Consider the following 21394-nt stretch of genomic DNA (forward strand, 5'->3'; position numbering starts at 1 on the left):
TCAAAAATTAGCTTTTGAAAAGAAATTTATAAGCTTGACAGACTGAGAGCAATCATTTTGGTTTTTGCAAATGATCATCAATTTGACAAATACTACTTCCTCTTAAATCTGATATGCATCCCACAAATCTATTGATGGGTCAGGTATTTAGCACTTAAATTTTACCAATATAATAGATTAAAGATGTTGGAGAAAATTACAATTAAATAAACCTGACTATCAGGCAGATAAGCATACAAAGAATTTAAGCAAATGGATTATGTATATTCGGATAAACTCCAGTAAAATGAAAAGATTTCTTAGTGCATTTACATTCTGCATACTCATGTATTCATGTACCAGTGCGCCTTCTTCTTCTCGACCACAAGATCCAACCAATTTCCCATATAAGCAAGAAGAGGTATTGATAAACAACGCTAAATCAAGGATTCAATTAGCCGGGACTTTAACCATTCCACCAATTAACAAATTTTCAAAGATTGTTATCCTGATTACCGGATCAGGTCCTCAAAACCGAAACGAAGAAGCATTGAATCATCGTCCTTTCCTGGTGTGGAGCGATTGGTTAACCCGGCATGGTATTGCTGTATTAAGGTTTGATGATCGGGGTGTAGGGAAATCAACCGGGAATTTCTTAACCGCTACCACCTTCGATTTTGCAGATGATGTAGAAGCGGCTGTATCTTTTATCCGTTCGAGGCCGGACTTAAATCAATTGTCCATCGGATTGATTGGCCAAAGTGAGGGGGGATTGATTGCACCAATGGTGGCAAGTCGCAACAATGATGTTAAGTTTATTGTACTATTGGCTGGTGATGGGATTCCTATATATCAGGTTGGCCTTCAACAATTAGAAGATTTGAACCGGGTTGCAGGTCTGTCAGAGCCGATTATCAACCAAAAACTTGCACTGGACAAAAAGCTCTATGACCTCACCCTTCGGGACTCAAGCCTATCCATAGGTGAATTAAAAAATGATATCGATAGTTTATTACAGCAAGAAATGCTTAGCCAGCACTGGGATAAGTCAAAGTTAAAGGCTTTGAAAAAACGATACGATCATCTTGCTACACCTTGGCAAAGAACTTTTTTGAAATTAAAACCAGCGGATTATTTGGCTAAAGTAAAATGCCCCGTACTGGCACTTAATGGCACAAAGGATCTTATTGTTAATTACCAGGCGAACCTAGCCGGTATTGCCAAAGCTTTAGATCAGGGTGGCAATAAACAATATAAAACTGTTGCTTTAGTTGGTTTAAACCACTTCTTTCAAAAATCAGAAACAGGTAGCATGACCGAGTTCACTCAAATTCCAGAAACAGTACACCCAATTGCGTTGACAACTGTGTCCACCTGGATTAATGCCTTGTCGCTTTAATTACTCAGTCTTGCAACCAGTCAACTAGGAAATATATCAGGATTGGTGGGTACAACTACCAGAGACACGGTTACAACTTTCCCTGATCGGGATACCAGAACTATATGGTAAATACTGATATTTATCTTTAAACCCGGCATTATTTACAAAATCCAAACATTCAGTCCATTTTATTGCAGCATACGCTTGGAGATATCTGCAATTGGCTCGGTAAAAGCGTTTCTATGATTCCTTTACAAATTTCTCTACGGATACCAGCTCATTTTTACCTTGTTGCAACTGTAAGTATTCGCTGGTTAGCAGCAATTTGTGGCGAATTTTTCCTGCATTACTCTTGATTGCGAAGATGGACCCGTGCCTTACAAATTCCCCGTCGATGACTTCAAATTTTGGGAACAGCTCCGGTAAAGGTTGGTCATAAAAGGTATAAATTTTTGGCACCTCAATTACCAGGTTTTTATCCGGATGTTTGTCCGGTCCGTCATCTGAAGTGGTATACTTTCGTAATTCAGCTGGCAGTATGATGGCTTTCGAAAAGTCTTGTTCTACATAGCCGTCCGAGAAGATCCGATGGAGAAAATTTACTTCTTCCACGGTTTTGGGTGTCATTTGCTCTAAAGCTATCTTTGAAAATTTAATCTTCAGCTTTTTTTCCAGGAATCTCAATTGCTCCAGGTGCTGCACTACCTGGTTACTTTCCCAAACGTCGAATTTAATTCTCAAAGGTTTACTGTTTTCGATCGGAAAAGGGCTTTGCTTATCCAGGTAAAAATCCAGCCTTTTGCCGGAGAACAGATAAGTAATGAATTTTAATACATCGATGGCCTCCTTTACACTGTGGAAATGTGCAGGCAAATCAAATTTGAAGGTCACATTGATCCCTTTTTTGGCCGTCTTGAATGAAAGCACAAATCCGGCATTGTGGATATTGAATTCCAAGTTTGCTCCGTCTTGGTAGTAGTATCGTTTTAAGTTTAATTTGTTATGCTCGATGAGGCCATCCTCACTTTCTATATCCAATACCATTTCGTCGGGAACCTGCAGAACTTCTAATGTTTCCATTTTTGACGCATCTAGAGGAAGTTTGAACCCGCTCATGTGCATCGAGAAACTGAGAATGTCTTCTTGAGCAACTTTAAAAGACTTTACCCTGATCCCTCCTTGACTAAACTTCATTAGTTGATCATGTACCGAAGCTGGCAATGTAAAATTCACTTCAGAATGAAAGCTACCGTCTAATTCAAGAATGGCCTCAACCCTAATCTTCTGATCATCGGTTTTGATGATGACATTTTTATCATTGAAATCTAGGAAGCGTTTGAAGGTGGAAAGACTGAGCTCCTGCGCTTCACAGTCACCAATCGCATGTTCAATAAGTTGTGGAAGTAAATGATCGAAAAAGGCCTCACCTGTCATGTTAATGTAGACAAAGCCAATGCTCTGTACATAATTCTGCTGGTGTTTATTTAGATTAGGACAAACCATGTATTTGCCAAAGTGGTGCTCCTTAAATTGCTTTTCAACATCGCTGTAAACTTCCCAGATGTTACTGTCTTCGAAACTATGACCCAAAAAAAGTATCGCTTTGGTTGCGATTACATCTTTAAAACGATTCCAGACGATGTGTCCCTTTTGTTCTCCCGAACTTTTGGCGTAGTCTCTTTTGGTGATGATAATCTCGTCTAGATTATTGACGTCACCATGCAGCTTATAGACTTTGGGAAATCGCAGATTTTGTATGGGGAAATGGTCAGTGCAGCCGATCACATGGCAGCGTCTTTCCATACTATCTTCCAACATTGTGTCATAATTGGTTGTAAAGATGTGATCAAAATGAGGTATTCTGCCCAGGCGATCATGCAGGTGAGTAGCCAGTGGTTTCTTCTTGTATTCCTGGATCAGAATCTTGTTCAATACTTCCCTGGAACCTGAATACCTAATCAACAATTCTGTGATTTCTTCTAGGTTTTTTTCCCTTGCTGCACTGATTTCAGTCTCTGTCTCGCAATACGTCTCAACCCGTCTGCAAATGAGTTCTTTTAATTCCTTGGCACCCTTATATCCCCCATATAAGGACAATCCGGACCCTACAAAAAGTGCGACTTCCTCCTTCCTGATTTTTTCTATCAATAATGTTATGCCCATTCACAAATTTACTGATATTTATGCATTTAGGATTGCCCTTAAGTTTTAAACTGCCGTTCAATGGGCTGTTCGTTATCCGCCACTCCTATGCTTGCGTTATTAAATGACTTTATTTTCTCGATAGAAATGATAAAGAACCGGTGAATGGGAATGAAACTTTCATCCAGCAGTTCTTCTTTCAGATGATTATCGGCTGTATTTTGCCATCTTAAGCATCGTTTCAACAACATCAGCCTCAAATAGATTATTTTCAGTCACGTAATTCAAATGATTCTTATAGTGGTAGATTAATGTTTCATAGAGTCTTCTACACCCTTCTAGATTTTCCGAGGTCTCTATATCATCTGGATTTTCAGCCGATTCGCATTCCAAAATCCGTATTTTTTCAACGAAGGCGTCAATCTTTTGTTTCCTCTCCGCCAAGTTTTGCCTATTGGTTTCCTGGTCAAGCATAATCAAATTTACTTATTCCATTATGAAGATAATCATTAACACAGTTGCATAAAAATAAATAAATTTATAGATGGTTTGAAGAAAATCGCAGGTGTTAGATAGTTAATTGACCAGCAAACCCGTTCTCGATTCCGTCCCCATTTCCAATGAATATCCCAGGACCACCATGACCGGCAGTGTCTATAGCTCAAAATCCAAAAGTTTTTCATCAACACGTCGAAAACCCATTTGAACCTGCTCTGCAAATCAGGAGAAAGCCCTAGTCTTCGATTGAATTACTAGGGCTGGCCTTGGTAAATTAGCTATTCGACAAATTCTTAAGAGTGGTATAGAGGCGGTACTCACCATTGACCCTGATCTTAATTTTTTCTGACTTGGCAGAGCGTATGGTAAATTTGATCATTTTACCATCTTTCCACTTCATATCCACGGTAAAATTACCTCTTGCTTTGAGCCCCTTGATTTCACCATTTTTCCAGGCATCAGGCAAAGCAGGCAATAAATCTATACAGCCATCATGACTTTGTAAAAGCATCTCTGCGATACCGGCAGTAGCTCCGAAATTGCCGTCAATCTGAAATGGAGGATGTGCTGAAAATAGATTTGGATAAACACCGCCACCTCCCCGATTATTCGGATCAGCTACGGGTTTTAGCATTTCTCTGATTAATTTAAAAGCCCTATTTCCATCATGCAGTCTTGCCCAAAACAAGGTTTTGTAGGCAATAGACCAACTCGTACTATTATCCCCCCTTATTTCAAGCGTCTTTTTTGCAGCTTCTGCGAGTTTGGGAGTAGATAAAGGTGTGATTAATGATGCTGGATAAACTCCATACAAATGAGAAACATGACGGTGAGTCGGTTCGATTTCCTTATAATCCTCTAGCCATTCCTGTATTCGTCCATCTTTGCTGATCACTCCGGCCGGAGGTATCACCTGCAACAAATTTGCTAACTCCTCTCTAAACGCTCCATCAATTTTCAAATGCTTTGATGCAGTGATCACATTGCCAAACAACTCCCTAACAATCTGATTATCAATAGTAGGACCCATACAAATACTTGCTGTCTTTCCGTTAGCCATGTAAAAGGTGTTCTCTGGTGAAACTGAAGGAGAAGTAACCATCCAACCTGTTTTAGGGTCTTTAACTAACACGCTTTTATAAAATTCTGCCGAGCCTTTTAGGATAGGATAGATATCTTTTAGATAGTTAAAATCATTCGTAAAAGCATAATGGTCCCATAAATTGCTACATAACCATCCTGAACCTGCATTTGATGCTCCCCATGAAGCGTTCTCACCAGGTTCTGTAAATCCCCAGACATTTGTTATTACATGCGCAATCCAGCCATCTGCATTATAATAGGCTTTCGCAGTTCTCTTTCCTGGTTCAACGAGGCTTTTCACGAACTCTGCAAGCGGCAGATTCAATTCGGAGAGATTTACCACTTCAAGAGGCCAATGGTTCATCTGCACATTTACATCCAAATGATAATCACCGTTCCAAGGTGTATTGATCTCTTTTGCCCATAAGCCCTGTAAATTTGGAGGCAACAACCCCACTCGCGTGCTGCTGATACTCAGGTATCTTCCGTATTGAAAAAACAAGGAAGCTAGTGATGGATCATTATTGAAATTGTTGTAGAAATTGGCTATCCGGCGATCTGTTGGCAAATCCGCCGTTGGTCCTTCACCGAGATCGATATAAGCACGTTTAAAGAGCTTGCTGAATGCCGCTATATGTCTGTGTTTTTGCAGATCATAAGTCTTTTTCGTTGCTGCTGTCAAAAACTGGCTTGTCTTTTCTTCAAAGGTAAAGCCTTTGAAATCAGTTCCGGCAGAAATATAAATCAAAACCTCCGTGGCGTCTTCAATTACCAGATTATTGTTTTCTGGACGGATAGTTCCATCTTTCAATTTCGCCTGTACTCTAGCCAAGTATTTCATTCCCTTGCCGTCTGTGCCATTGTTGAGCTGACCGGACATTTGCAATTCGCTGTTTACAGTTTTAACACTATAGCGTTCTTGTCTATTCATGGTAATCCGACAGTTAAGCTGTCCGGGTTTATCAGCTGTTAACCTAATCACATTGACATCATCATCAAAACTGGTAAAGTACTCTCTTTTATAATTTACACCGTTACGTGTAAATGTACAGTTTGCTACGGCTTGATCTAATAACAGTTCCCGGCGATATTGTATAGCCTCTTGCTTGCCTGCTTGATCTCCTTTATAGGTAAAATCGATTTCCAAAGCACCCATGGTTTGAAATTTACCCCAACGCTCACCCGCTGATCCTTCGCCTTTACAGACAAAATTGCTATTTACCAACGCCTGGGCTTCGTCATTTTTACCCTGTAAAATGAGCGCTCTGATGGCAGGAAGACTTTTATATGCTTCGTAATTATTCGCATCTTGTGGGCTGCCTGACCACAAGGTGATATCGTTGAGGACAATTTTCTCCTTTAAAACACCGCCGTCGGGCGTCATTCCCAATCTGCCATTACCTAGCGGTAAGGTGGCTTCCCAAATTTCCGCTGGTTTATCATACCACAATTTTAAGGGCTTTTGCTTGGCAAATACGTCAGTAAAAGCGAGACAGCAAAAACAAAATACAGTTAACAGTTTCTTCATGATATATATTGTTTCGAATCCTGAGTTGTTTGATGGCTGAGCTGATTAATCTCCGTAAACCTTAAATTCATAGATACTCGCGATAGTCTTATCGTTTGCCGGAAAAAGTGTCAAGCGCACCCACCGAGCTTTGGCATTGCCTTGATCGGCAAAACATGGAATTGATATTCTGGAGTTGCTTGTTTTATCTGAAAAAACAGACCATTTCAGGTTGTCAACTGAATATTCAATTTTATATTGCAATCCCTTATCCACGAAATCGGTAAAGGTTTCGCATCTTTTTATTTGGTTTACCGAACCCAGATCGACTGTTAAACTCTGTTTAGTGCCGTCAGCTTTGGGACTCCATTTGGAACTACTGTTGCCATCAAACGCACTGATTAAATTATTACCAGTTAGATCCACTGGAGAAGTAGCTGGCATCCAGGCCGACAACAGTTGGCCTGAGGCTGGTATATAGTTCAACACAAGGTTATCGAACCCAGCAAAATTAAAACCAGAAACATAGCCAGCTGCACCAACAGAATAAGTATCATCTTCTACATTTGCAACCATCTGGCCATCTATAAATGCTTTGATATTGCTGCCTTTACTGGTTAGTTTAAGGTTATGCCACTTAGTAACATCAATTTTGCCACTAGCTAGTGTACTGTTTTTTGTCTGCAATTTCCAGGCCCCATCTTTATAGATATTTAAACGATAGCCGAAAGGAATATTTGCCTGTGAGGCCTTATCATAAGAGCCTCTCAAAATTATCCCAGCATAACCGACTCCGTTAAAAGCATTATTTTCGACAAAAACATCCGAAGAAATTTGTCCCTGTGCCCATTCTGTAGCCTGGGCAACAAAAGTATAAGCGCACTCATCAGGAATCCAGTGCGTAATGTCATTTACCAGCAGTTGTCTAAGGTATTTGTTGTTTCCTTTAGATTTTGTAAGTTCAAAGGCACCTGAATTGTCATAAAAATATTTAGGGGAAAGCGGTGCCCGATCCAGCGCATAATTGTCAAAATTATCGGTGTAATTTAATGGGAAGGCCTTTTCCTTAGGAATGTCGTGTACTCCTTTTTGCTGGCCGGTAGTCGTAGTAATCGTATAAATGCTTTCCGGATCGACTGATAGCGTAATCTCACCATTGACAGCAGTAATATCTTCTTGTTTCTGGAACTGGGTTTTACTATCCGATTTCCATACATGCAGTTTATTCGTAGGAAGGTCAGAAATATTGAATACTAATTTTTGGGCATCGGCGCCGCTCACCACAACGATGCTATAGTCATTACTGCCATCCATATTTTTATAGGTACAATAAGCACCATCTCCACTTAATTCCCCACAACCACTGTCTATGTATTTCCATCCCGGTTTGGCAAATTGATTAAAGTGCGCTACCCCCCAGATGGTTGGCCACACTTCATAATTCCCCGACCATGGAGTAGTACCTTTCATGATCCCAACATTTGAAAAGCAGGAGATATCGGGCATAGAAGCAATCGGGCACCACATGTTTACCTTTACGATTTTCCATTTGATATAACACTTTAAAATGTTTTTTGCAAGGTATGTCGTGTTCCTCCATGATTTTCCTGGTAATGAAAAATCTTCACCAGACCACAAAGGCAAATCAGTTAAAACAGAGTTTGGATTAGGCTCCTCTCCTCTGTAACCCCACATATATGAATCCGGGTAATGATAACTAATGGAAGCAATTGTATTTTTAAACACAGAATCCTTAACCAGCAAGTCACTGATTTCCCATGCTTTTCCTGCCCCTTCTGGTGCATTTATTTTAATGTCCTTAAATCCATTTCTATCAAGCGTTGGCCTTAAGGTGTTGACAATCCAGTCCCTGTTATAATCACGTTCATTCCAGCAGCCGGAAATATATTTCATATTTAGCCCCCATTGTTTTGCTCCCTGGATAAACTTAACCAGATAGTCGGCGTTATCCTGTGACCAAATGCCTTTAAACCATCCTGGCATGCTCCATTCCAGAGCATCGAGTTCAATAGCAGGATTTCTGTTGGCCGCTTCACGCATTAACCAGTATTCGAATCCCCTATTGTAATGGGGTTTTTCCATTTCCTCTCTAGTTCTGGCAAAGCTGGGTTCTGAACCACAAGTAGTATTTCCATCTCCACCAATTTCAGTTTTAAGGTAAGTAAAGCCTGCACCAAAGTTTGGTTTAAACAGATAATCCAATATGTCACTTCTGGATTTATCAGCATAATCGATCAATAATCTAGAGGAAGAACCTGCACTAACGGCGCCGATTCCATCGAAAATTCTCCCGGAACCGTTGCCATCAACGTTGATGGTTTTGGGTGGTCCAGTCGGTGTAGAAATAGCCTGTCCTAAAACTGCATTGACTAGGAGCAACAAGCATAGTGTTGTGATTGTATTTTTAAACATAGTTAACTTCATTAATTTACCAGTTTGGATTTTGTGTGAGTTTTCCTTTATACAAGGCGATTTCTTTTGTTGGCAGGGGTCTTAGATAATGTTTCTCAGGATTAAATGAGCGTGCTGACGCTGGTTGCGCGATTAAAAACCCGTTAGCATCAGTTCTGGCCTGATAACCAGCTCCGCTATAAGGGGCAATAGTTTGCCAGGCCGTCCCTTTTATTTTTATACCTTTAATGTCCTGAGTCATTTCTGTTTCCGCTGTTTTCCACCTCCTGATGTCATCATACCTGAAACCTTCAAGAGCAAACTCTACATTTCTTTCTCTCCTTAATTCGGTTTTCAAATCCAGACCGTTTGTTGTTAAAAAAACATTAGAAAGCAAGGGCATGTTTACCCTTGCTCGAATGAGGTTGATACTCTTATTCAAGTCATCATCAGAAAGCGAACCATTCTTCTCGAACATAGCTTCCGCATAGATCATCAAAACTTCAGCGTAACGGATAATATGGTTATCATAACCAAAGTTATCTCCGTTATTGGTATTGCCAAATACATTTTCAGAAAGGTATTTATAGGTAATGTATCCAGTATTTCCGTTTCTTTGCGGAGAATTTGGCCAGTTAACCACAGGAACGAGTGGATTGAAGACCTCGACTATTGAAGTTCCCGGGATGACCATGGTCATGGTCATCCGCGGATCGCGGTTATCATATTCGGAACTAACGGTATTATAGCCATTAAACTGCGGCGATTTTGTGATAGGCAAACCATCTTTACATAAATACATATCAGCAAGCTTTCTCGTTGGTAAATAGCAAACTGTACCTACCACAGAATACGGATATTGCTGTCCGGAAATGTTCACTTCATGCCTCCTGTCAAGTACACTTTCCCTGGAATCATCACCTTCTTCGATAAAAAGATAGCGGTAGCTTTGTGCGCCTTTAGCTGTAAATAGATCGTATTCTCTGCTGGAAATGATCGTATTTGCCGCATTGATGGCAGTGTTTAAGTAATCTGTACCATCACCATTACGGTATTTTTGCCAGGTTCCTTCAAATAACGCAACCCTTGCCATCAATGCACTTGCTGCGCCACTGGTAATTCGACCTACATCTGTCCCGGCAACTTTACTATTCAGAGGAAGATCAGCAATGGCATCAGCAAGATCGTTAAGGATAAAATCGGCCGTTTCTTTACGAGTCGACCTTGCTGCGTATAAGTCAGGATCGTCTACATCTAGTACTTTGGAGATTAAGGGTACGCCACCAAAAAGGCGAAACAAGAGCCAATAATTATAGGCTCTGAAAAACCTGGCTTCGGCTACATAATTTTTGATTCCGGAGTCTGTTAGTCCTTCGCCCTTACTAATAATTTTATTTGCATTACGGATATAATAATAAGCGTCTGTCCAAGTACTTACAGTTTCTGAGGGCAGATAATCTCCTGAGCTTATTGCATTTGCAGTATTGAAGGCAATATCTGTTTCGGTATCGCTAAAGTTGAGCCCCTGCAAAGAATTATAAAGGCCATTTGCTGCAAGCTTAAAATCAGCAGCTGTTTTATAAAAGATCACATCAGACAAGGTATCCTTAGGTTTAAGATCAAGTTGTTTCTTACATCCTGAATTAAATATCAGCACCATGGTTAATGCCATTGCCGGAAATAGTTTAAAATAATGTTTCATAATCATCTTCTTATCGAATTCTAAAATTTAACGTTCAGACCAACTGATTTCACCTTGGTAAACGGGTAAGTTTGTTCATTTGTAGTTTGGTAGCCTTCTTCAGGGTCGAATGAATGCCCCCATGTACCGTTCGAGATAGTGAACAGATCCTGTCCGCTCACATACAGTCTGATTCCTTTGATTTTAAGCTTTTTACAAAACACTTCAGGTACATTATAGCCAATTGTAATCACCTTGAAACGGAGATAAGCCAGATTATTTATCCGCATGGAAGAATACCTCCAATTGTAATTAAGCAGGTTATCAAACCCTACTGACCCGGGAATCAGTCTTGGATACTGTGCACTTGTATTTTCCGGTGTCCAGTTCTTCCCATAAAAGTAGGCTAGCGGCTGGAAATAAATGGCACTCATAGGAACAGAAAACACTCCATCTCTGATATTCATTTGCTTACCAACACCCTGCATCATAACGGAAAGGTCGAAGTTAGCATAGGAAACATTGATGTTGGTGGAAAACGTATAACGTGGCATAGTATTACCCAGATAGACCAGGTCACCCTTAGTACCTTTTGCCGGGTCACCATAAGGTGTAATGTTACCGTCACCATCGACATCGCTATACATTACATCTCCAATCCCAATGCTATTTGGTATCCCTATAAGCTTTTTATAATTGGCTAACTGCTCGGCATTCTGTATGATTCCAGCGAAATGATATCCGAAGTAACTATTTAATGAATAGCCCTGGTGTGTGTAATTAAGTCCTTGTGATAGTACATCATTACCTTTTAATTCTACCAGTTTATTTCTGCTGTCGTTCAATATTGCTGTAATGCTGTATTTGAGTTTTCCTGCCTGATCTTTCCATCCGATAGAGAAATCGAACCCTTTGGTTGTCAAGTGGCCCAGATTCTGGCTCGGTGGTGTTCCGCCGAGTGTTGCTGGCACTTGTACATTTACAAGCATATTGCGGTTTTCTTTATTATAGAAATCAATACTACCACTTAAGCGGTTATCAAGGAAACCAAAGTCAATCCCAAGGTTCGTTGTTTCGATAGTTTCCCATGTTCTTTTATCAGAAGCGATACCTGATACCGCACCTGGAAACCTGGCATTTGGAGAACCAAGGGGATAACCTCCACTTACGGTAATGAGTGGGATATAACCGTAATTACTAAAGGCCCTGATTTCCTGATTTCCGGCCTGTCCCCATGAACCTCTGATTTTAAAGTTACTGACAATGCTCAGTGATTTAATGAATTGCTCTTGCGAAAGGTTATAAGCGACAGATAAACTGGGAAATGCTGCACTCCAACGTTTGTCAGGCGAGAATTTGGAGCTTCCATCTAAACGAACAGTTGCATCAAGAAAAACCTTGTTTTTAAAACTATAGCTGAATCTGCTGAAATAAGAGCTTAGGGCCCAATCTGTGTCAAAACCTGTTAAACCTGTATAATTAGCCTTGGTTAAATCCGCCAGATTAAGTGTAAATATCTCATTTCCTGTGAAATTTGAACCGGTAACAGTTGTTCCCAGATCTGTGTTTTTTTCAAACGAAGTTCCAGCCATAAGGTTTAGGTTATGGTTGTCACCAAGTGACTTCGTATATTCAATTAAACCAGTATATGACTTAAACAAGTTCCTGCTATTGGCATAGTAAGCGGAATTTAGTGGATTCCTATAGCCTTGCGTATTACCTTCATAATCATATAAATTAAATGTCCTGGTGTTGCCTTGGTCATAATAGTTACCCATATTGACACCGGCCTGCCCGGTTATTTTAAGCCCTTTTAGGATTTCTACATCCGCTTTAACATTAAAGGAGAACGCATTGGTGTTGGATTCACGTGTTCCCCCCTCTTCTAATTGCTGTGCAGGGTTCACATACCCTTGATAGGTATAATATTCTCCAACTTTATTCCGCAAGGGAACAAAATTAAACAGTCTTGGAGTATGCGACATTACTTCTTCCCATGATCTTGGTTCTCTTACGATATCGTTATTAAAGCTATTTCTGGTTTGAACATTGATCTTATCCAATAGCTTAAAATCATAGTTCATTCTTAGATTATAGCGGTCAACACTGTTTTCTCCGTACTTAAAAACGCCATTGTCCTTGGTATAACCTGCCGAGAAAAGGTAGCCACTATTTTCACCACCCCCTGTTACACTGATGTTATGTGTTTGCTGAGTAGCATCTCCATAAAGTATTTTATTCCAATTGTTATCTGTATAAAACCCAGGATAATCCTGTAAATAAGTAACCCATCCTTTTGAATCAGCGGGGGCACCTTGTCTGATTTTGTTGAATACTTCATCTGACACACCTGGTAACCCTACATTGGTTAATGACTCATGTGTCATTTCTGCAAATTGGAGTGTGTTGGTTACAGCTTTAAGATAATCAGGTGTTTTCAATCCGAAATTTGTTGAATAGTCTACCTGTGGAGGTCCCTTTACCCCTTTCTTAGTCGTGATCAGTACCACGCCATCTGCCGCACGGGCACCATAAATAGATGCAGCTGCATCTTTCAGTACACTTACACCAGCAATATCGTTAGGGTTTAGCCCATTAAGATCACCGGGTATTCCATCAATCAACACCAGTGGCTTGTTTCCATTTACCGACGAAATTCCCCTGATTTGAAGATCATAGCCCTGTCGGCCAGGTTGCCCACTGCTACGAATCACAGTGAGCCCGGATACCGCTCCCTGCAAAGCACTCGAAGCATTCACTAAGGGTCTTGATTCGAACACCTTTTTATCAGCCTGAGAGATCGCTCCGGTAACAGATGATTTATCCTTTGTAGCGTATCCTACCACCACGAGCTCCTTTAACTGACCATTATCTTCTAGTAGGACGACGTTAATATTTGCTTGGGCACCAACCGTGATTGTTTGGGTTACATAGCCTACTGCTGAGATAATTATTTCTTGTTCCCCATTTATTAAAGAAATTGAGAAATTACCATTTCCATCGGTAGAAGTTCCCCTTTTTGTTCCCTTTACCGCAATATTTACAGATGAAATTGGTTGTCCATGTTCATCCGCAACCTTTCCCTTAATTTCAACTTTCTTCGGTTCTTCAATGATTTTGGGAGTTTGAGAAGATGGCTGTTCCTTGCTAAGAATGATCGATTTTTGCTTAATCTCAAAATTTAGATTTTGACCTTTAAGTATAACTTTCAGCGCATCTTTCAATGGCACCTTTTCTAAATTGATGCTTACTGTCCCCACTCCCTTTATAAGATCAGACTCATAAAGGACAATATATCCTGTTTGTTTCCTTATCTGAGCGAAGACGTGCCGAAGATTTACATTATTTTCCTTGAATGTTATATGCTGGGCCAATGTGACTGCACTTAACTGCATAAGAAAGGTTGTCATGATGACAATGGTTAATTTCATAATACGCAACATTTGTTTAGATGCGAGATATCCAATAATGCATCTAAATAGATGAATAAATTTCATACTTTTGGTTGTTTTGGTTGATTTGCGAATGCTTCCTGATCGTCGAAAATTTGTAAGCAATCACGTTTAAATAATTAAACAATTCCTTTTGGAATAGGAGATCAAAACACTCAGATCAATCCTGGTTTTATATCAGGATTGATTATTTACCCCTTTACAAACTGGAGCTTAAAAGTGAATGATACACAGTCATTTTGCGTAAGTTTACTTCATGACAATTATCCTCCTTCCTTCAATTTTAAAATGTATATTTTTTGTGGATTCTAACATTTCCAGTACTGAGGAAACCTGATTATACTTCGACAATCCACCGCCATATAGTTTATTTTTATCTACACCTTTCTCATATTCCACATCCACATTATACCATCTGGAAATTCGTTTCATGATGCTTTGTAATGGTTCATCTTCAAAGAGAAATATTCCATCTTTCCAGGCTATTGCATCTTCAGCAATTACATTTTTAACATCAAATACCCCGGAAACAAATTTGGATTGTTGATTTGGCTTAAGGGTTCTGCTTAACTGCCCATTTTTTACCTTTACACTACCCTCCAGAAGAGTTGTTGTTGTAGATTCATTGGCATAACTGCTGATGTTAAAATGTGTACCCAACACTTCGACATCATGATTAGGGGTACTCACTACGAAGGGGTGTTTTTTATCTTTAGCAATTTCGAAATATGCCTCTCCTTCAAGCTCAACCCGACGGATACCGTCCTTCAAAAGATCAGCGGAGTAAGTTATGCTCGATGCCGCATTGAGCCAAACTTTTGAATGATCTGGTAAAATCAAGATATAGGTTTCTCCACGTGCGGTTGTAAGGGTATTTTTGCCACCCGTCCTTGAGGATGATGTAAGCTGATATACCAACTGACCCTCCGATGTTTTACGAATACTGACTCCTGATTCCTTGGCAACCTCTCCCTTTCCTGTCTTGCTGAGGCTGATCTTTTTCCCATTTGCTAAGGTCAAAGTTGCACCTACTTTACCAGGGGCAGCGTCTTGAGCATAGTTATTTTTTTGTTCAGCGGAAATGCTGCGTTTGTGGTAGAAAAATATACCTACACTCAACACCAGCACTGCAATAGCTGCACTGGCCAGGCGAGGCCAAAGCTTTACGGTTTTTTGATTACCCGGTTTTATTACAAGAGGGATAGTTTTCTCATTCTGCAGGCCAATAATATCTTCGTAAATAACACGCGCTTTTTCCTTGTTGTAATCCGGGACTGGTAAATCATCTCTATCCCATAAGTGTTGTGTCAATATTTCAAGTTCATCATAAAAATCAGAGTCAGATAATGCAGCACTCCATTCCTCCTGTTCGTCAGCACTTAGCTTTCCATTCAGGTATTGATCGTATAAATATCTAAATCTACTCTTCGTCATTTTAATTTCTCTATAAAGCGCATTAAACTAAGTTTAACCCTAATTTAATATCAGTTTACTAGTAAGTCGGAGAAATCGGAAATCGAGGTAATCGTTTTTAAAAAAAAGATTAAGAGGAAAAATATTGCCTTCTGGCTTAAAAAAATTTAAATATAAATGCGACTGCCGCAAAGTGAGAATGCTTGTGAATGTATCCTCTCAAAAACTTAAGCGCCAACTTCATGTGGGTTTGAACTGTTCCGTGACTGATATTAAGCTTATCTGCTGCTTCCTTATACTTAAATCCTTGTTGATAACAAAGCTGATAAACCTGGCGCTGTTGCTCGGGTAATTTTCCGATGCCTTCTGCTAAGGTAAGGTGTGCATGCTCCAGTGTAATAAGCTCCTGAATGCTTGATTCTCCCACCTCTGATAGTGCTAACAGTTCCTTTTGAATACTTGCTGATTTTTCATTTAGCCTGAGAAGATCGATTGCCCTGCGACGAGCGATCGTCTTAATATAAGCTTCAATATTGTTAGTGGCCTTCAGCTTGTCACCCATTTGCCAAATATGGAGCATGGTTTCCTGAATTACTTCTTCAGCAGAAGATTCACACCTCAATAATCGAAAAGAAAATTTAAAGATAATGTCGTAATATCTTTGATAAAGAATCTTAAAGGCAAGGTGATCTCCCTCAGCTATTTTTGCCAGCAGTTTATCTTCCTCAAAAAGGACAGGTGTCATGCGCTGATTTGACATACTTCTTTTCATAATCTAAAAGACTCCTGGTACTTAAAAGAATAAATCAAGAATGCCGAACACTTTGCAATGAGAGTACTTCCTTGTCATAGAAAAAAATATCTGGTATAGGCAAAACTGTTCTATTTTTTTTATTTAAAGATGGATATTATACATTAAATAATGGATAATATTATCATTAAAACAACGATAAACAAACAACTAAACTTTAGACTATCCTTATACCCTAACGGCAGACTTTACGTACTCCCGATTTCAGAAAGCCTATTTTATACAGGACAACACAAAGCAGTTAAACCCAATAGATCTTATCACTTAAGGAAAATTGCAGATAGCTGGACTTTTACAAAACAGTAGCGTCCCTACCAATTTAATATCTATAAAGGGCCTAAGAAAGTAATCATGTATTTATTTTCCTTTATTCGGTTTTTAAAAAAAACCGTTATTTTAAGTGGGGATTATTCCGTATGTGACACCTCTTTCGCGGAACGTGGTTCTTCCCCACTCATATCTGCGAAGTATACAGGTATAACTACGAGAGCTAAGGTTACAATTTTACCTATTATATAACCCCTCGTTCATAGTTCCAGAATCATATCGAATACTCCATCCACCGATCTCAGAAAAAGCATCCAGGGATACTATTTCTACCTTTGCAATATCCGCTATTTTTATTTTTTTCCTGTAGATGAAAAGGGAATAATTTATAGCATAATTTCCATTATACTAATTTCTATACTTAACGTCATAAAAATAAAAAGTGACCATATTGAGGTAACCTTTAAAACAGGGTTAACGAGTCGACAGTAAAAGCCCCTAAAAGTGATCACAGCATCAAAATCAATTCACGAGTATTCATCTACATTATTTGAATTGCGCCCTGAAATATCAATGTGGTCTTCTGACACAACCTGAATTGCCTTTAGATTAACGCGATGCGTTTCTATTCCGGCACAATAGATTTCTACCTGATTTCCAGCAAAATGCTTAAAGAACCTTCTGCTAGCTGGCTTCTACAACTGTTTCCTGTGCAGAGTACTAATACTTTTTTCAGTTTAAATTTTAATCTTGTCCCGTTATTTTACTTCTTCTTTCCATCAGCACTGTATCCCGCCAAATCCCATCCATTTTACCTACCTTTTCTCGGTATCCAATTGTGCGGAAGCCCAGTTTTTCATGAAGTGCAATGCTTGCTACATTTTCAGGAAAGATACCGGATTGCAACGTCCATATATTATTAGCCTCACTTTCAGTGATTAGCTTTTGTAATAAAACTTTTCCGACTCCTTTACTCCGATAGCTCTCATGTATATAAACACTGACTTCAGTTACTCCGGCATACACGCACCTTGATGAAACAGGGGACAGCACCGCCCAGCCAGCGACAACTCCGTCAATTAGGGCAACATATCTCAGTTCCGAAAGGTGTCCCTTGTCCCAATCTTCCCAGCTTGGTGCATCTGTCTGAAATGTCGCTTGTTTAGTTGCAATGCCATGTAAATAGATGGTTCTTACATCTTCCCAATGGTCTGGGCGTAATTCTATGATCTCCATATCTTATTTAGCAGTAGCCTGAGCCGGGTTCACAAGTCTGTCCAGCACCTGCAAGATTTACCATTTGCGGTTTTGATTTTTCTTCTTTCACGGCTGGCGCACAGCATTTTTCACGTACATCTGTTGTTCCGCAACTTCCAAGGACTTTGCACTGCGTAACATCAGGGATCAGGTTCTCTCCCTCAAAACACACATTTTCGGGATAGATCGAACCTACGATGTATCTTTTCTTCTTAATTTCCAAAATAATAGTTTTTAATCAAACACAAAAGTCCATTCTCATTTCATCAGCCATCTTCTAATGTATGAAGCAATATAAGATTCTATCCGATTAACCTGATTTTGGCAGTTGTTGGCATCCATTATACGTTATAGGCTAGTAGTTAAATATCCATAAAATAGTTAACCGCCTAAAATAAAGTTATTGACAGTAGATAAGTTGCTAACGATTTTTTCACAGCCTAGAGGCTATTCTTCCAAAGTAATTCTTTCGATGGAGGACTTATGTGACCAATTAACTCTCAATTCAGTAGTTTTCATGGTCATAAAATCTATTTAATCCCTCGCAACAACCTGTCCCATCTGATCTTATGAAAAAAAGAAGCCTCTTTGTCCCAGCTCATCCAAATAAAGAGTGCCTTACCAACAATATGATCTTCAGGCACAAAACCCCAATAACGAGAATCTGTAGAATTATGTCGATTATCGCCCATCATCCAATAATAATTCATTTTAAAGGTATAAGAAGCTGCTGGTTTATCGTTGATATACCAGCTGCCTCCTTTCTTTTCCACCTTGTTTCCTTCATAGGTTCTAATCGCCCTGTAGTATAATGGCATCGTATTACTATCTAGTTGAACAGTCAAGCCCTTGGCCGGAATTTTTATAGGTCCAAAGTTATCAATGTTCCATTTCCGGTGAGGATCAAGCGGAAAGAGATCACCATCATCTACTGCATCGGATTTCACTTCTAAATCAGCAGACTTTATAAAATCAAACTTTTTTAATTCGGCAATCATTTCCAGAGTAGCATAAACAATATAGGTAGAGGCATTCAGCTCTTGCATTTCACTAACCGTAAAACCCAATTCTTTAAAAACCTCGAAATTCACATTAGTGGTTTTAAACTGGATTCTATATGGCATTTTCCCAGTATTTTTCAATGGTTCTTTTTTGCCATCCACACTTACCACACCAGCGCTCATGCTGACTATATCCCCGGGAATCCCTATGCACCTCTTGATGATATTTTCTCTTTTATCTACCGGTCTGCTCGTGATCGTATATTGACTATGAACCGCACTCCAACCCATTTGACTGACTAAATTGTAATAACTAGGCTCCTGGTTCTCCAGCGCTACTGTATCCCCGACAGGCAAATTGAAAACCACCACGTCATTTCTCTTGATATCAGAAAAACCCGGTAAACGTCTATATTTCCACTGCACACCGTCCCAATAAGCTTTCGTTCCTGTAACTGGCATAGAATGATGCGCAAACGGGAAGGCAACAGGTGTCATTGGAATTCTCGCGCCATAATTCACTTTGCTTACAAAAAGATAATCGCCAATCAAAAGAGATTTCTCCATTGAACCACTTGGAATGGTATAAGCTTCAATAAAAAAGACCCTGATTAAAGTTGCCGCAATGACAGCAAAGATGATGGCATCAAACCATTCTCTTTTTTTCGTTTTTTTCTTTTGATCTGCACCATGTCTTTTCAGAGAAAATTTCCAATTCATTCCTAATAGTCAGTAAGATTTAAATGATAAAACAATTTGTGGTAAAAGATTTTTAGAGCTAGAAACAATTACATTGTTACAGCAGTCAATTACATGCGTCTAATAAATCTGATGCCTATACTGTCGGAATTCCCATTAAAATATTTTTCAATACACAAGCTCAGCTCTCCTACTAATTCATCCATCTCGTCACAAATTTTAAATAAAAGTCTAATTTAGCTGACTAGAATCAAGCGCATCATGAAAACCGTCATCGGCCTCTTACTCATTCTTTTCGCCTGTTGCCAATTGAATGCCCAGATAAAGGTGCCTGTCAAAATAGATACTACGCAGCGCAAAAATTTAGCGCTATATCAATTCCTTAACACTTATATGCAACAAGACACCATCAGTAAGGAAATGTGGCATCCAAAATACAAGGACAAAAAAGTTTACAACTATACCATGGATTGGATATGGAGTGCCTATACACCAAAACAAATCACAGAACGGTTTGAACTTGAGCTATCGGAATTACAAAACATTAACGATACCCTTTCCTATGTTAAAATTCTGGCCAAAGCCAGACCGGAGAAAATAGAAGATGATTATACAAATGTCTATAAATTTTATATCGTGAGGACCGGTAACAAGTTTTATTTGGACAACTGTAAGGACTATGACGTGCAGCGATTCAAAAAATACACCACCAGAAACCTGGTCTTCTACGTGTCGCCTTTTTATACAGTTGATGAGAAAAAGCTGCATCAGGCAAGCGAGCAAGTTGATTCCTTATATGCAAAACTTAAACAGCCGCCTCTTATTAGACCTATAGCTTATTACATGTGTTCCAGCGAGGAAGAATTAAACAACCTCTCCAACATTGTGATCTGGAATGGGGGCTTGACAGGTTATACTAATATCCCTGAAGGATACGTGGTGGCTATAAATGACAATCCGAGTTATAAACATGAGTTCGTTCATGCGATTTTACGGTCAAGTGCAAACTGCTTCTTTATGCAGGAAGGAATCGCCACCCTATATGGCGGCACGAACAAAGGTCAGACCAGCTATGAAATGGGATTAGCAGAACTTAAAGCTTGCTACAAAACTGGAAAATGTACTTTCGACAACTTGTATGAAAGAAAAGTGGAACAACAATACAACAGCAGCTTAACCTACACCTTTGCAGCTGTTTTCTGCAAGTATCTGATAGACAATTACGGACTGGAATATTTTTATAAACTCTATTACAATAGGGAAATCACAAGCAGCAATTTCATAAAAAAAGTGAGTGAAATAACCGGAAAAAGTCAAGACAAGATAAAAGAAGGAGTTGAAGTAATTATCCTCCAATAGATTTCGAGAGGGTAGTTCCTTATAAAGAAAACAAATACGTGGTTAATTAAGTAACAAATTGGTTGTGTCGAAATGACCTTCATTATTAAGTGACGGATTAAAACTTCCAAAAAGATCATTACGGGGATGAACACCCTACTTACCTCCCCATAAACACTAAAATTCTTAGCAAAATCTAAAAAACTAAAATAATTCAATATCCCTCCATAAACCTACTTCAAACAGGAATTGATTCGAAATAATCAAACGGGGAACCACCATAATGGACAACCTCGATAATTCCGAGTTGTCCATTTTTTTGACTGTTTTAAAACTTTTGTGATATCTGCAATAAGCTTCCTTAGCGTTGCAACGGCCAGCCGCTTTCTCCGAAATAACAATTGTGCCTTCTTTATCTGAAATTTGAAATTAAATTACGATATTTAATAGTCCGCATCAACCGCCCTAAAATT

13 protein-coding genes are annotated in these 21394 nt (G+C 39.3%); 2 read left to right on the forward strand and 11 right to left on the reverse strand.

Going from position 1 to position 21394, the window contains the following annotated elements:
- The first annotated feature begins 286 nt into the window (after window positions 1-286).
- On the forward strand, window positions 287-1378 hold the full coding sequence (locus tag N824_RS23730) for a S9 family peptidase (protein WP_161662355.1): 1092 nt from the start codon (window positions 287-289) through the stop codon (window positions 1376-1378).
- Window positions 1379-1600: 222 nt separating this feature from the next.
- On the opposite strand, the gene N824_RS23735 is transcribed toward N824_RS23730, so the two are convergent.
- The 11 genes from N824_RS23735 to lepB all read right to left on the reverse strand — a co-directional run bounded on the left by N824_RS23735 (window position 1601) and on the right by lepB (window position 19604).
- A complete protein-coding gene (locus tag N824_RS23735; RefSeq protein WP_048907587.1) occupies window positions 1601-3523 on the reverse strand; it encodes an SIR2 family protein in 1923 nt (640 codons plus the stop codon).
- A 186-nt stretch (window positions 3524-3709) separates the two neighbouring features.
- Entirely contained in the window at window positions 3710-3976 is a 267-nt protein-coding gene (locus N824_RS23740; protein WP_048907588.1) for a hypothetical protein, read from the reverse strand.
- A 298-nt stretch (window positions 3977-4274) separates the two neighbouring features.
- Window positions 4275-6611: a glycoside hydrolase N-terminal domain-containing protein gene (locus N824_RS23745; protein WP_048907589.1), complete on the reverse strand. Its 2337-nt coding sequence runs from the start codon at window positions 6609-6611 to the stop codon at window positions 4275-4277.
- Between the two features lie 45 nt (window positions 6612-6656).
- Window positions 6657-9023, reverse strand: coding sequence for a discoidin domain-containing protein (locus N824_RS23750; protein WP_048907590.1), 2367 nt, complete (start codon window positions 9021-9023; stop codon window positions 6657-6659).
- 16 nt (window positions 9024-9039) lie between these two features.
- Window positions 9040-10704 (reverse strand): RagB/SusD family nutrient uptake outer membrane protein, encoded by a 1665-nt coding sequence (locus N824_RS23755; protein WP_048907591.1) that lies wholly within the window; start codon window positions 10702-10704, stop codon window positions 9040-9042.
- 20 nt (window positions 10705-10724) lie between these two features.
- Window positions 10725-14114: a TonB-dependent receptor gene (locus tag N824_RS23760; protein WP_161662356.1), complete on the reverse strand. Its 3390-nt coding sequence runs from the start codon at window positions 14112-14114 to the stop codon at window positions 10725-10727.
- Window positions 14115-14384: 270 nt separating this feature from the next.
- Entirely contained in the window at window positions 14385-15569 is a 1185-nt protein-coding gene (locus tag N824_RS23765) for a FecR family protein (protein ID WP_052334256.1), read from the reverse strand.
- Between the two features lie 136 nt (window positions 15570-15705).
- Window positions 15706-16320, reverse strand: coding sequence for an RNA polymerase sigma factor (locus N824_RS23770; RefSeq protein WP_048907593.1), 615 nt, complete (start codon window positions 16318-16320; stop codon window positions 15706-15708).
- Window positions 16321-17370: 1050 nt separating this feature from the next.
- Window positions 17371-17862 (reverse strand): GNAT family N-acetyltransferase, encoded by a 492-nt coding sequence (locus tag N824_RS23780; RefSeq protein WP_048907595.1) that lies wholly within the window; start codon window positions 17860-17862, stop codon window positions 17371-17373.
- Between the two features lie 7 nt (window positions 17863-17869).
- The gene (locus N824_RS32890; protein ID WP_052334257.1) at window positions 17870-18106 is read right to left on the reverse strand and encodes a hypothetical protein; all 237 of its coding nucleotides are present in this window, start codon (window positions 18104-18106) and stop codon (window positions 17870-17872) included.
- 307 nt (window positions 18107-18413) lie between these two features.
- Window positions 18414-19604, reverse strand: coding sequence for a signal peptidase I (gene lepB / locus N824_RS23790; protein WP_048907596.1), 1191 nt, complete (start codon window positions 19602-19604; stop codon window positions 18414-18416).
- A gap of 240 nt (window positions 19605-19844) precedes the next feature.
- Between lepB and N824_RS23795 the strand changes: the two genes are divergently transcribed.
- Window positions 19845-20942, forward strand: coding sequence for a hypothetical protein (locus N824_RS23795; protein WP_048907597.1), 1098 nt, complete (start codon window positions 19845-19847; stop codon window positions 20940-20942).
- Window positions 20943-21394 lie beyond the last annotated feature (452 nt).

Source organism: Pedobacter sp. V48, from assembly GCF_000523515.1.
Lineage (GTDB): Bacteria > Bacteroidota > Bacteroidia > Sphingobacteriales > Sphingobacteriaceae > Pedobacter.